Genomic DNA, 14,207 nt, shown 5'->3' on the forward strand with positions numbered 1-14,207 from the left:
AACATTTTCAAGTTGGTAAGGTCTAACCGTTAAACCTAACCATATTTGATATTTTGAAAAAATTACTTTTAGTCTTAATTTGCTTATCCTTTTCAGCATCACTATTTGCACAAAAGTTCACTTTAGAGGGTACTGTAAAAGATAAAGACTTAACCGCCTTAGAAGGTGCCACCGTATACCTGCAAAGTATACAAGACAGTATTCCCATATCCTACGGGATTACTAATAAAGATGGTGAATTTTCATTTCCAGTAAATACAGAAGACGATTCTAAAGCGATTCTTAATATTGCTTATATGGGATACAAGCCTTACACGCAGGATATTACTGTGCCTACTGGTAAAGAATTAAATGTGGGTGTTGTCACTATAGAAGAACAAGTCGAAGAATTAAATGTGGTGTCCATTATTGCGCAAGCTCCTCCGGTATTAATTAAGAAGGATACTATAGAGTATAATGCCGACAGTTTTAAAACTTTACCAAACGATAAAGCCGAAGACTTACTAAAAAAGCTCCCTGGGATTGAAATAGATACCGATGGAAATATTACCATGAACGGTATAGAGGTGGAAGCCATAAACGTAGATGGGATGGCCTTTTTTGGCGAAAAAAACGGAGAGATTGCATTAAAAAACCTACCGAGTAATGTTATTAGTAAAGTTCAGGTTACAGATTACAAAACCAATAATCAGAAATTTACAGGGGAGGAATCGGATTCTGGGACCAAAGAAATAAACCTTACCATTAAAAAAGGAAAAAATAGAGCCACTTTTGGCGATGTTAAGGTAGGATATGGAACCGACGATAAATACCAAGCCAATGCAAATATTTTTAAATTAATTGAAGGGAAACAGATAGGACTTATCGGGGGAACTAACAATATTAACATGACTAGAGGTTTTAACGCCCTCCCGGATACAGATACGAGTAATGGTGAAATAGAATCGGATTTTGTCGGTGCTAATTTTAGCAAAGGAAAATGGAATGAAACACGTATTAATGGTAATTACAGATATAGTGCTCAGAGTAATAATAGAGAACAAATAAGTCATACCGAGAATTTTTTACCCGATTTCAATTATATTACCGATTCTGAAACTAAAAGCATTAGCGATTCAGATAACCATAAAGCAGGAGGTGACCTAAAATTTATTATTCCTCCAAAAAATAAATTGTCTAACAATAAGGTTCAGATATCTAACGATATCAATGTAAATACTAGCAGTTCAGAATCTGGCTCGTTAACTACTAAAAAGTCAGAGTATACCAACGGCGATTTAGTTAGCGATTATTATTCCGAAAATCAATCTCAATCCGATAACTATAATATTAATAATGAGTTTGGCGTAACCACGGTTACAGGGAAAAGAGATTATCTAAACATGGCAATCAGTACCGATTTTGCTAAAGGAAATTCCGATAGTAAGAGTTATTCCGAAAATTATATCGAAAGACAAAATGCAACAATTATTCAAGATCAAATAAATAATACAGATACTTACAGTAGTAATATTGGGTTACGCGTATTTTGGAGTAAGGAATTGTTTACTAATTTTAGAATTATGCCTAGATATACGGCTAGTGTAAATTCTCAAGAAAATGAAAAACTTATTTACGACTTTGATGAAGATGAAGACGCTTACAGCAATTTTAACGACATTTTAAGTTCAGATAGTAAATACACTACCACAACAATTAGACCTGCTTTAAGATTACGCTACGAGTATCGTGATTTCCGTTTCGAACTAGAAGGAGGTTATACAAATACCTATAGAAATTATACAGATAAATTGGTTGAAGCTCGCGATTTTAAAGCAGATTTTGAGTATGCGACCTATTCAGGACGAATTCGATACCGTGATGAGAATGGTTACAAGAATATTAATCTAGATTATAATCAGAGTGTTAATTTGCCGTCCGTGAGTCAGTTACAACCCGTTTTAGACGAAAGTAATATCACTCATATTCTTATTGGTAACCCGTTTTTAGAACCCGAGGTAAATCATAATATAAATTTTCAATATCAGAATAACCTAGCTTACAATAATGTTAACATTACGGGAAATCTTAGAGCTAACTTTGTTCAAGATAAAATTATTAGCTCAACAATTACAGACGAAGATTTAATTAAGTATACGACTTACGATAATATTGATGGGGATTATTCTTACACAGGAAACGTCGCTGTTTCTAAATCATTTTATAGTAAGAAAACAAATATGAATATTAATGGACGATTGAATGGTTCTTACAAAAACTCGTTATCGATACAAAATGGGATCGAGTTTTCAGGTAAAACAACGAATATAAGACCTTCTATTTCGTTTAAATATTCGTACGATGATAAATTAGATCTTAGTGCATCTTACAGTTATTCATCAACCGATATTGTTTATGATACCGACGATTTTACCGATAATAAATACTTTGTTCAAGACGTGAACTTTGAAGCGTCTATATTTTTTCTTAAAAATGTATTCTTAACAAATAAAGTCTCATACCGCTATAATAGTCGTGTTGGCGATGAATTTGATGGTGATGCCGTTTTCTGGAATGCAGGTTTGGGTATCGAGTTATGGGACAATAAAGCAACCCTAACTCTTGTAGGTTACGATATGTTAGGTAAGAATAATGGCTACCGACGCTCGGTAACAGAAACCTATATTCAGGACGTTGAAAGCAATATTTTAGAACAATATTTTATGTTAAATTTCACCTATAAATTTGGAAGTTTTGCAGGACAGAGAATGAATGTTAGCGGCAGTCGTCAACCACGGGGAGGTAGTTCTCGTAGTGGTGGCGGAAGACGATAAATCCTAATACTATTAAAGAAACACCAATTTCGAAAAGTTTAATAAACGAGTAGAAATTGGTGTTTATTTTTTTTATTAGCGGAATGAATGTGAAATGTGCTTAACAATACGTGATTTAATCGCGCTCAAGGCGGATAATAAGAGCTGTTCCCGATACATTAGGAAAGATGTTATAATTAAAAAAAAGAAATGTTTTGATTTTAAGGTGTTTAAAATGAGTTGTATGAGGCAATTTAATGTCTGTTACATATGAGATATCAAGAATTATTTTATAATTATTCCGTGTTTTGTTTATCTATCCTAAAAAATATTTAGAAATTTGAAGGAATACCTAACATTTATAGTACGCGAAGTTATATTGTAAATGTAGTCCAAAACACTTCTAATCTTTTAAGATGAATTTAAATACATATTTTCTAAAAACAACAAGTCCGGCACCTTTAGTGGTGTTCCGCGTGTGTTTTGGACTTTTAATGTGTATAAGCTTAATTATTTTTTGGCAGAAAGGCTGGATAGAATCTTTGTATTTAGAACCAAAATTTCATTTTACATTTTATGGTTTCGAATGGGTAAAACCCTTTGGTTTTTATACCTACGCTTTGTTTGCAATTTGTGCCATTTCATCGGTCTTTGTGGCTTTTGGGTTTAAGTATCGTATTTCTATAATTACCTTCTTTTTAAGTTATACGTATATTCAATTTATGGATAAAACAATGTATCAATCGGCGTCTTATTTCATAATGATTTTGAGTTTTTTAATGGTTTTTTTACCGGCCAGTGCATCCTTTTCTGTCGATTCTTTATTTACAAGACGATCCTATCGAACCATTCCAAAATGGTGTGTAGACAGTGTGAAATTTTTGTTTTTTATCGTTTTCTTTTACTCAGGTTTAGCAAAATTAAATTCCGATTGGTTATACCGTGCCATGCCTTTAGAGTTATGGTTATCTACAAGTACTAACATTCCGTTTATTGGTCCGTCCATATTACAAGCGAGCTGGTTTCATTATGCTGTTAGTTGGAGTTTTATGATTTTTGAATTAGCTATTCCTTTTCTGTTACTCTATAAACGCACGCGCTTAATCTCTTTTCTTTTATTGGTGGCGAATCAGCTATTCTCGCAGGCTTTATTTCCGCTAGGTATGTTTCCGTTAATACTTGTTTTTTGCGCTCCAATATTTTTCTCTTCGCAATGGCATCAAAAGGGACTTTTAACGCTAAGAACATTTTTGTCGCCCATTCGTAACGGTCTACATTTGTCTTCTGCACTAAAAATGACAAAGGATTTTCAATACAGTACGCCCTTACCCATATTTATTGTTGGATTATTCTTTGTGTTTCAACTGTTGTTTCCCTTACGTTATATGTTATACGAAGGCGAATTGTTTTGGACGGGAGAAGGGTATTTATTCTCTTGGCGTACGTCTTTAATCGAAAAATCGGGAGTCACGGAGTTTAGAGTTATAGATTCGGAAACTGGGGAGGAATGTCTAGTCGATAATTCGGAGTTTTTAACCCCACGACAAGAACAGCAAATGAGTTTTCAGCCTGATTTTATATTAGAATATGCGCATTATCTGGGAGACCATTACAAACGTCAGGGTTATAATCAAGTTGAGGTGTATGCCGAAAGTATGGTGTCCTTAAATGGGAGAACTCCTGCGCCGTTTATAGATTCTAGTGTCGATTTATATCAGCAAAAAGAATCTTTTAAGCATAAAAAATGGATTCTTCCGTTTAAAGATAAAATAAGAGGCTTGTAAAGCCAAATTCTTAACTTTATCCTGTCCTGTAAATTTGAAACTATGAAATCGTTTTACTTCGTCTTACTATGTTTAAGTTGCCAGGTTATGTCTGCTAAAGAATGGAAAAATTTAAAAGCCTATCAAAAAGAAACTAAACGAGATAGCTTAATTTTGGGAGAATGGTTAACAAAGGATAGAAAACAGAATTCGATTACTTGGCAAAACGCAAATGCTTATAATTTGTCTCATTTAAATTCCGAAGCCTATGCAAGTGTTGGACAGCGATTGGGATTTTATCGATGGATTGAGCAAGAACTTAAACAAAAAGGGAATGAAATACATTGGGTCATAATGGCCGGATTCATTTCTGATAAATTAAGCAAAATAGGCGTTTTTCCTTATAAGTATTTTGTGAAAAAATCTACTATTTATTATACCAATATTGGGAGTGAAGTTGTTTTTAAAAACGCATTACCATATTTAAAAAATGTTTTGGGAGCCGATGAGGTTCTTAAAGGTGAAGCTGCTGAAACTTGGGATTTAGAAATGCTTCATCGCGAACAATATGAATGGGTAGAGTCTGTTTACAGCATTATGGATGCGAAAAGTTTAGAACAGATTTCTGAAATTTCTAAAGGAAACGGGATTTATGGGGTGTTTGTGCCAAACGAATTGGAATTTACAGGTGATTTAAAAAATACAGAAGACAGATATCTCTATGCTGTAAATGTGCTTTTGCCTTATTGTAAATCTTTAGATTAAAAATAGGCGATTTCAATTAAAACTTACTATTAAAAAACGTATATTTGCACGCAATTACATCTTAATTGCAACATGACAGCACACGAAAACAAAATTCTAGGAGAAGGACTAACCTACGACGACGTCTTATTAGTTCCTGCATTTTCCGAAATTTTACCAAGAGAGGTAAACATTCAGACAAAATTTACACGAAACATTACAATTAATGTACCCATAATTTCTGCAGCAATGGATACTGTTACAGAAAGTGCTATGGCTATTGCTATGGCTAGAGAAGGTGGTATTGGTGTGTTGCATAAAAACATGACGATTACACAGCAAGCTCAGGAAGTACGTAAAGTTAAGCGTGCAGAAAGCGGAATGATTATCGATCCTGTGACGTTACCTTTAACGGCTAAAGTTATTGATGCTAAAAATAGCATGAAGGAACATAGCATTGGAGGAATTCCGATTGTAGATGAAGACGGTAAATTAAAAGGTATCGTAACCAACAGAGATTTACGTTTCGAACATAAAAACAATCGCCCGATTGTTGAAATTATGACGTCTAAAAATCTTGTAACAGCAGCAGAAGGAACGTCTTTAAAAGATGCTGAAGTTATTTTACAAGAAAAGAAAATTGAAAAATTACCTGTAGTAGATGCAGATTATAACTTAATCGGATTAATTACATTTAGAGATATTACAAAACTTACACAAAAACCAAACGCGAATAAAGATACTTACGGACGTTTACGTGTTGCTGCAGCAATTGGAGTAACCGGAGATGCTGTAGAGCGTGCCGAAGCATTATACAAAGCTGGTGTCGATGCTATTATTATAGACACGGCGCACGGTCATACTAAAGGTGTGGTAAATGTGCTAAAAGAAGTGAAAGCAAAATTCCCTGATTTGGATGTTGTTGTTGGAAATATTGCTACAGCAGCGGCGGCTAAATATTTAGTAGAAGCTGGAGCAGATGCAGTAAAAGTAGGAATAGGTCCAGGTTCAATTTGTACTACACGTGTGGTTGCAGGAGTTGGATTCCCTCAGTTTTCTGCAGTATTAGAAGTAGCAGCAGCCATTAAAGGTTCTGGTGTTCCTGTAATTGCGGATGGAGGTATTCGTTATACGGGAGATATTCCTAAAGCTATTGCAGCTGGAGCAGATACGGTAATGTTAGGTTCTTTATTGGCAGGTACGAAAGAATCTCCTGGAGAAACTATTATTTTCGAAGGAAGAAAGTTTAAGTCTTACCGAGGCATGGGTTCTGTAGAAGCCATGAAAGAAGGTAGTAAAGATCGTTATTTCCAAGATGTAGAAGACGATATTAAAAAATTAGTACCAGAAGGTATTGTTGGTCGTGTAGATTATAAAGGTGAATTGTTTGAAAGCATTCATCAGTTTGTAGGAGGTTTACGCGCTGGTATGGGGTACTGTGGTTCTAAAGATATTGAAACCTTAAAAGAAACAGGTCGTTTTGTGAAAATTACAGCGAGTGGAATTAACGAAAGTCACCCACATGATGTAACCATTACAAAAGAATCTCCAAATTATTCAAGATAGATTATGTAAGACGTGATTCTTACTTTAATATATAAACTCCAATTGAAACTGCTTTAGTTTTAATTGGAGTTTTTTTATGAGTACACTTGTAAATAAGAAGTATGATTAGTGCAATCCAAGGCTTAAGAGGCCACTAAATGCGGTGTTTTAGCTTTCGATATGCCATATATGGCCAAGGATTTTTAGAGTTAAAACAAGGGAGACACTAGCAGTCTCAAAAGATTGATCTCCTTTCAACTCTATTGGTGTCGTCTAATGCTAAATTTTAGCTAGCCCTTAGATAGAAGGCCAGCTATGAGCTTGGTGCTAGGAAACTGTTCTAAAATTATTTTCACAAATACTGTAATTGGAATAGCCATAATTAATCCAGGAATACCCCAAATAAAGCCCCAAAGCATTAGCATAACTAGAACGGTTATAATATTAATAGAGAATGATTTTCCCATAAATACAGGTTCTAAAATAGTTCCAAACAACACTTGAGTTCCTGTAATACACATAATAAAGAATACTAAAGTACTGGTGACTTCTATTTCTACAAACGCGAAAATAGATAAGAATATTACCGTTACAAAAGAGCCTACCATTTGAATAAAGTTGATGATAAAAGCAAATAATCCCCAAAAAATAGGAAAGCTAACATCAAAAGCGAAGCACGCTAAACCGGTAAAAATACCAGTCATTAAACTTACAAATACTTTAACTTTAATAAATTGTATTAAATCCTTTTCAATTTTTAAGAAGGTTTTTACCGACGTATGTTTTTGTTTTAAAATGGTACGATTTAATACGTTGTGAACGTTAATCGATTCTGCTAACCATAGAACCACAAAAAAAGCAGTCATTAACATCATAGTAATGGTCGAACGCAGAAAATTTAGTGTCGGACCAAAATTACTAACAAGGGTTTCTTTGTCAAATAATTGTTTAGATATACTAATGTTATCTTTTAGTAAGTCTGTCCCAAAGAAGTTTTCTAAACTCGATATTAAAAGTTTTATTTTTTCTTCGGCCTTAATAAGAAACGCATCGCTAGTCGATAAGATTTCCCTACTCGATAAATGCACTAAATACCCTAGTAATTTAAAAAAGACAAGGATAATAAGGATAATAACAATAATGCTTACCGTTCTAGGTAAATTTCGCTTTGTTAACCATCGCATTATTGGTAAAAAAAGTAACGCAATAAACATTGAAAAAATAAGAGGCACAAAAATAAAGGATAGTATATTTAGTAAATAGAATACTAAAGGAATTACTATAATAAGTAGGAGGAAATTTGTTGTTCGTCTATCGTTTAACATAGTATATGGGCACTTAAAATATCGAGTAGCAAATGTAATTATAAAGCGTAAAGTTTAAGTATGAAAATATAATAAATTTATATCCCATTTTTTATGATTCAGATAGGTAGATTTGGCCACGATGTGGCTTTAAAGCATCCCGTATCGGTTTCATGTCTAACTCGTCTACAACCAAATATGCAATGGCGTGCATATCGGTAATTGCAGCAAAACCAGTAATCGAAATATCTAAGTTTTCGTTTTTAATATATTCCTTCAAGTGCACCTCATGATGTTCGGCTGTTTTTAAAGCCTGAGGTCCACGAAAATCCCAAATTAGTTTTAATTGTCGCATGTGTTAAAATTTCATCAAAAGTACACATTCCATTTTCAGATTCAAGTTGCTCATGCTATTATTGTATGTTGTTTTATGTTTAAATTTTAAGAGCGCGTATTTTTAAGATGAAAATATTTAGTAAAGCAATAAGAAAGCGAAAGCGATGTTATAACAATCTTTAACGTATAGGTGACTTTAAAATACTAAAGTTATCTTAATACCGTTTGTTAAAGCAACTTGTATTGTGGCTTTATATTATTACTTTTGCTCACATTAAATTTTTAATAATGAAATTGAAATCCGTTTTTATGTTGCTATTGCTTACCGTTTCAGTTGTAGGTACGGCACAAATAACTTCAGACGATATACTTTTTTCGGTAGATGACTCTCCAGTATATGCTTCTGAATTTTTAAGAGTTTATAATAAGAACTTAGACTTAGTTAAAGACGAATCTCAGAAGGATGTAGATGCTTATCTGCAATTATTCATTAATTATAAATTAAAACTAGCCGAGGCCAAAGCGTTAAAGTTAGACGAAAAACCTGCTTATAAAAAGGAATTATTATCCTATAGAAATCAGCTTGCACAAAACTATTTAGTCGATAATGCAGTAACGGAAGAATTAGTCGAAGAAGCATATACTCGATTAAAAACAGACGTTAAAGCCAGACATATTCTTGTAAAGGTCGATGCCAATGCGGCGCCAAAAGATACATTAGCGGCGTATATGGAAATCGTAAAGCTAAGAAATCGCTTAATAGGCGAGGGGTTCGATAAAGTGCAGAAAGATGTTCACGATGGTAAAGAAATCTTTGCCGAAGATCTAGGATATTTCTCAGCTTTTAAAATGGTGTATAGTTTTGAGAATGCGGCTTACAACACTCAAGTAGGCGATGTGTCGCAACCATTTAGAACACGTTTTGGATATCACGTGGTTCAGGTTTTAGATAAACGTCCGTCACGAGGTACCGTAAAAGTGGCGCATATTATGATTATCAAAAACGCTAAAGGCGATACCATTTCTCAACCAGAAGTACGGATTAACGAAATTTACAAGAAACTAACCCAAGGCGAAAGTTTTGAAAGTTTAGCCAAGCAGTTCTCAGAAGATAAAAATTCGGCCAATCAAGGAGGGGAATTAGCACCATTTTCTATGGGACAAATATCTTCTAGCGAATTCGAAACAGAAGCGTTTAATTTGGTATTAGTCGATCAATACTCAAAACCGTTTAAAACCGATTTTGGATGGCATATTGTTAAATTATTAGAGAAAAAACCAGTACCTCCATTCTCCGAAATTAAGGAAGAATTAGAAGATAAAGTGAAAAAAGATAGTAGGTCGGAACGCATAGACGAGAGTCGTATTCAAAAATTAAAAAAGGCGTATAATATAGCCGAAGAACAGCCTGCAATACCTTATTTTATTAAAATTTTAAATAAAACATACTACACTAACACTTGGGAATTGCCTTCTAAGTTTAAAGGAGAAACCGAGTTATTTCAGTTAGGCGAACACGTATATACGTATAAAGACTTTGGCGATTATATGGTAAAACGTCAGAACCTGTTTTCAGATAAAGTATCTTTCGAAAAAATAGTCGAAATAAATTATAATACGTTTTTAGAGAAAGAATTAAAATCCTATCAGGAAGCCAATTTGGAAAACGAAAACTCTGAATTTGCCAATATTGTTGGCGAGTATAGAGATGGTTTATTACTCTTCGATTTAATGGAAACGGAAATCTGGAATGCAGGGAATACCGATACAGTTGCTGTGCAGGAATATTACGAAACGCATAAAGAAAATTACAGCTGGAACATGCGTGTAGACGCCATAGTGGGGGCTTCTGTAGATAGAAAGGTCATTAAAAAAACAGCTAGACTATTAAAAAAGGATGTACCTTTAGAAGATATTAAAGCTAAATTTAATGTAAACGACGAAATTCATGTTATTTTTACAACAGGAATTTTAGAGAAAAATCACCAAAGTCTTCCAGAGAATTTTGAATATAAAACTGGAGTCTCTAGTATTTACGAATTTAACGATGGTTATATTGTAGCCAAAGTTAAACAGGTGCTTCCAAAAACTTTAAAATCTTTCGAAGAAGCTAAAGGCAGCGTGATTAACGATTTTCAAACCGAAAAAGAAGATCTTTGGATGCAAGAATTACACGCAAAATATACCGTTACAGTTGACGAAAGCGTCCTAACTAAAATAAGAAACGACATTAACAATCAATAATTGAAGATAAGAATTATAATAGTATTCGTATTACTAAGTTTGACGTCTTGTCAGCTTTTTAAAACCGAAGATACGCGCATTCCAGTCGCTCGTGTTAACGACTCTTTCTTGTATCAAGAAGATATTGAAGGATTGGTTTTCGATGGCACATCAAAGGAGGATAGTACCGTTTTTGTTCAGAATTTTATTACCCGCTGGGCAACTCAGGAGTTGTTGGTAGATGGTGCTAAACGGAACTTAAACGAGACCAAATTAGACAACTTTAAACGTTTAGTTAATCAGTATCAAAAAGATTTATATTCCAAGGCATATTTAGAAGCTTTAGTACAGCGCAGTATAGATACATCGGTTTCTATTAGTGAAGCCGAACGCTATTACAATGCGAATATAGAAGCCTTTAAGTTAAACGAAGACTTAATCAAATTTCGCTACATTAATGTAAACGACAACAGATTGGATTTTAAAGACATTCAATCCAAGTTTAAACGATTCAATTCCGAAGATAAAAGAGAACTAGATTCAATTTCAATTCAGTTTAAATCTTATGCTTTAAACGACTCGATTTGGATAAAAGTAAGTCAGGTTTTAAGCAAGATTCCAGTGGTTTCTGCCGAAAACAAAGAGCAACTGTTAAAAAAATCTAATTTTATACAACTCAAAGATTCATTAGGAGTATATTTGATGCATATTAACGACGTTTTATTGCGAGGTAGCACAGCCCCATTGGAGTACGTAAAACCCACTATCGATCAAATCGTGATTAATAAAAGAAAATTAGAGCTCATTCGAGATTTAGAAAAAGATATTACAAAAGATGCAATTAAGAACAAACAATTTGAAATTTATAATTAACCTAAAAGAAGCTTTCTTTTTAAGCTTTATTCTTTGTGTAAATGGAGTGTTTGCACAAGAAATTATTCCAGACGAAGTTGTCGAAGTTAAAGAAGTTGCCGAAACCAAAGAAGTGGAGGAAACTATAAGGGCTATAGATTCTGTAGTGTCTCCAGGAGCGCGAAAAATTGATGGCGTTGCTGCTGTAATTGGAGATTATATTGTTCTTGAATCTGATGTAGATAATACTGTATTACAATTAAAAGCTCAAGGTGTAAATACAGACGATTTTACCGAATGTGAATTGTTTGGAAAACTTCTTGAAGATAAATTATATTCTCACCAAGCTATTCAGGATAGTATTGTCGTGAATGATATGGAGATTTATTCCTTTGTGGATCAACAAATTCAGCAGTTTTTACAACAAACAAATGGTTCTATGGATGCCTTATTAAAATTGTATAATAAGGAAGACGAAAAGAGTTTTAGAGACGAAATGTTTGAGATTAACAAAAACCAGAAGTTAGCTCAAGAAATGCAACAAAAAATTGTAGCAGATATAGAAATTACACCAGAAGAAGTACGTGACTTTTTTAATGGTATTCCGGAAGACGAACGTCCTACATTTGGTACAGAATTACGTGTGGCTCAAATTGTTGTAGAGCCAGAAGTTACCGAAGAAGAAAAGCAAAAAGTAATAGATCGTTTAAAAGAAATGAAAGCCGATGTGATCGAGAATGGCGCTAGTTTTAGATCTAAAGTAGTGTTGTATACAGACGATAAAGCCTCTGTAGCAAATGGTGGTTTATATACCTTAAACCGTAAGCAACCTAAAATGGTAAAAGAGTTTAGACAGGTTGCTTTTTCATTAAAAGAAGGTGAAATTTCAGATCCGTTTCCTACCGAATATGGTTATCATATTATTTATTTAGAAAAAATTAGAGGTCAAGAATACGACGTACGTCACGTTTTATTAATGCCAAAAGTGTCTGATGAAGAAATAAAAAAGGCTAAAGAGAAAATAGATAAAGTTAGAGAAGAAATTGTAAGTGGAGAAATCACCTTTGCAGAAGCTGCGAAGAAGTATAGTGATGAAAAGGAGACGAAATACGACGGCGGACAATTAATTAATGGTCAGACGCAAGATTATAATTTTGAGTTAACTAAAATGGATACCGAGTTATACGGGCAAATCCAAAATTTAAAAGACGAAGAAATTAGTTTAGTCTTAAAAGATCAAGACCGTACTGGAAAAATAAAATTCAAGTTACTCATGGTTTCAGATCGTGTAGACGAGCATGTTGCAAATTATGCGCAAGATTACCTTAAAATTAAAGAAATTGCTTTAGATGAAAAACGTTTAAGAGCAATTGAAAAATGGCAAAAAGAAACGATTTCGGATACTTATATTAAAATAAGTGGCGATTATAGAGATTGCGAATTTGCGAGTAACTGGTTAAAAAAATAAGGAATGTCCGACGTTGCTTCTGTAGAGAAATTTGTTAAGAAATTTAGTGCTTTAAAAACCGAAATCTCTAAGATTATAATTGGTCAAGATCAGGTGGTCGAGCAAATTTTAATTTCTATTTTTTCTGGTGGTCACGCCTTATTAATTGGTGTGCCTGGATTGGCTAAAACCTTAATGGTAAACACCATTTCTCAGGCTTTAGGTTTAGATTTTAAACGTATACAGTTTACTCCAGATTTAATGCCTAGTGATATTTTAGGAAGTGAAATCTTAGACGAAAGCAGAAACTTTAAATTTATTAAAGGACCTATATTTTCTAATATTATTCTAGCAGACGAAATAAACAGAACACCTCCAAAAACGCAAGCGGCTTTGTTAGAAGCTATGCAAGAGCGTTCGGTAACTGTTTCGGGACAACATTATAAATTGAATCTTCCGTATTTTGTTTTAGCCACACAAAACCCAATAGAACAAGAGGGAACCTATCCTTTGCCAGAAGCGCAATTAGACCGGTTTATGTTTGCTATTTATTTAGACTATCCTACTTTTCAAGAAGAAGTAGATGTTGTAAAAGCAACCACTTCAGATAGAGCTATAACGGTAAACCCGTTGTTTAATGCGAATGAAATTGTCGACTTTCAAAAGTTAATCCGACGTGTACCTGTTGCAGATAATGTTATAGAGTATGCCGTCACTATGGTTGGTAAAACGCGACCAAATTCAGACGCGGCGCCAGATTTAGTTAAAAACTACCTGGACTGGGGTGCTGGACCTCGAGCTTCTCAAAACTTAATTTTAGCAGCGAAAACACATGCCGTAGTACGCGGGAAATTCTCTCCAGATATAGAAGATGTTCAGGCTGTAGCCTTCGGTATTCTTAGACACCGAATTATTAGAAACTACAAGGCAGAAGCTGAAGGTATTTCAGAAGAAAATATAATTAAAAGTCTGTTTTAAACGCCTTTAAATTGTTCCAAAACTTATTAATTTTACCGTCTATTTCATCCAAAATTGTGTTGTCGGAAGCGAGAATTATGGCAGTGTTATTTAGATTGGTTATAAAGTAAGATATTCGCAATAAAAAATTAAATTCCTAATAAACTTTTAGCAAAAAATCAGATTTAGTAATAATTATTGAATATAAAAGTGATTATGTTAAAATCTGATGATACTATAACAA

At 33.8% G+C, this 14,207-nt stretch carries 10 protein-coding genes; 8 read left to right on the forward strand and 2 right to left on the reverse strand.

What is annotated here, in order from left to right; translation table 11 throughout:
• Positions 1-53: 53 nt before the first annotated feature.
• The 4 genes from ACKC83_RS10045 to guaB all read left to right on the forward strand — a co-directional run bounded on the left by ACKC83_RS10045 (position 54) and on the right by guaB (position 6,865).
• A complete protein-coding gene (locus ACKC83_RS10045) occupies positions 54-2,813 on the forward strand; it encodes an outer membrane beta-barrel protein (RefSeq protein WP_434035396.1) in 2,760 nt (919 codons plus the stop codon).
• Positions 2,814-3,208: 395 nt separating this feature from the next.
• Positions 3,209-4,576, forward strand: a complete 1,368-nt coding sequence (locus ACKC83_RS10050; protein WP_434035397.1) for an HTTM domain-containing protein — start codon at positions 3,209-3,211, stop codon at positions 4,574-4,576.
• Between the two features lie 87 nt (positions 4,577-4,663).
• Entirely contained in the window at positions 4,664-5,320 is a 657-nt protein-coding gene (locus ACKC83_RS10055; RefSeq protein ID WP_434035398.1) for an Insecticidal toxin complex protein, read from the forward strand.
• Positions 5,321-5,392: 72 nt separating this feature from the next.
• A complete protein-coding gene (gene guaB, locus ACKC83_RS10060; protein ID WP_414037190.1) occupies positions 5,393-6,865 on the forward strand; it encodes an IMP dehydrogenase in 1,473 nt (490 codons plus the stop codon).
• A gap of 269 nt (positions 6,866-7,134) precedes the next feature.
• Here the strand turns inward: guaB and ACKC83_RS10065 are convergent, their stop codons facing one another.
• Together ACKC83_RS10065 and ACKC83_RS10070 are read right to left on the reverse strand one after the other, a co-directional pair.
• Entirely contained in the window at positions 7,135-8,169 is a 1,035-nt protein-coding gene (locus ACKC83_RS10065; protein ID WP_414037189.1) for an AI-2E family transporter, read from the reverse strand.
• A 91-nt stretch (positions 8,170-8,260) separates the two neighbouring features.
• On the reverse strand, positions 8,261-8,503 hold the full coding sequence (locus tag ACKC83_RS10070; protein WP_434035399.1) for a hypothetical protein: 243 nt from the start codon (positions 8,501-8,503) through the stop codon (positions 8,261-8,263).
• 269 nt (positions 8,504-8,772) lie between these two features.
• Between ACKC83_RS10070 and ACKC83_RS10075 the strand changes: the two genes are divergently transcribed.
• Genes ACKC83_RS10075 through ACKC83_RS10090 form a run of 4 tightly spaced genes read left to right on the forward strand, consistent with a single transcriptional unit; the run spans position 8,773 to position 13,984 of the window.
• A complete protein-coding gene (locus ACKC83_RS10075; RefSeq protein ID WP_434035400.1) occupies positions 8,773-10,728 on the forward strand; it encodes a peptidylprolyl isomerase in 1,956 nt (651 codons plus the stop codon).
• On the forward strand, positions 10,729-11,580 hold the full coding sequence (locus ACKC83_RS10080; RefSeq protein WP_414037186.1) for a peptidyl-prolyl cis-trans isomerase: 852 nt from the start codon (positions 10,729-10,731) through the stop codon (positions 11,578-11,580).
• The gene (locus tag ACKC83_RS10085; RefSeq protein WP_434035401.1) at positions 11,543-13,027 is read left to right on the forward strand and encodes a peptidylprolyl isomerase; all 1,485 of its coding nucleotides are present in this window, start codon (positions 11,543-11,545) and stop codon (positions 13,025-13,027) included. The genes ACKC83_RS10080 and ACKC83_RS10085 overlap by 38 nt, the downstream gene beginning before the upstream one ends.
• A 3-nt stretch (positions 13,028-13,030) precedes the next feature.
• Complete coding sequence (locus ACKC83_RS10090; RefSeq protein WP_434035402.1) at positions 13,031-13,984, forward strand: AAA family ATPase; 954 nt, start codon at positions 13,031-13,033, stop codon at positions 13,982-13,984.
• Positions 13,985-14,207 lie beyond the last annotated feature (223 nt).

Origin of the sequence: Formosa bonchosmolovskayae, assembly GCF_051016085.1 — a bacterium.
Lineage (GTDB): Bacteria > Bacteroidota > Bacteroidia > Flavobacteriales > Flavobacteriaceae > Formosa.

Coding starts and splice junctions, on each gene's coding strand:
- ACKC83_RS10050 (WP_434035397.1), top strand. CDS start 3,209: ATGAATTTAAATACATATTTTCTAAAAACAACAAGTCCGGCACCTTTA.
- ACKC83_RS10055 (WP_434035398.1), top strand. CDS start 4,664: ATGTCTGCTAAAGAATGGAAAAATTTAAAAGCCTATCAAAAAGAAACT.
- guaB (WP_414037190.1), top strand. CDS start 5,393: ATGACAGCACACGAAAACAAAATTCTAGGAGAAGGACTAACCTACGAC.
- ACKC83_RS10065 (WP_414037189.1), bottom strand. CDS start 8,169: ATGTTAAACGATAGACGAACAACAAATTTCCTCCTACTTATTATAGTA.
- ACKC83_RS10070 (WP_434035399.1), bottom strand. CDS start 8,503: ATGCGACAATTAAAACTAATTTGGGATTTTCGTGGACCTCAGGCTTTA.
- ACKC83_RS10075 (WP_434035400.1), top strand. CDS start 8,773: ATGAAATTGAAATCCGTTTTTATGTTGCTATTGCTTACCGTTTCAGTT.
- ACKC83_RS10085 (WP_434035401.1), top strand. CDS start 11,543: ATGCAATTAAGAACAAACAATTTGAAATTTATAATTAACCTAAAAGAA.
- ACKC83_RS10090 (WP_434035402.1), top strand. CDS start 13,031: ATGTCCGACGTTGCTTCTGTAGAGAAATTTGTTAAGAAATTTAGTGCT.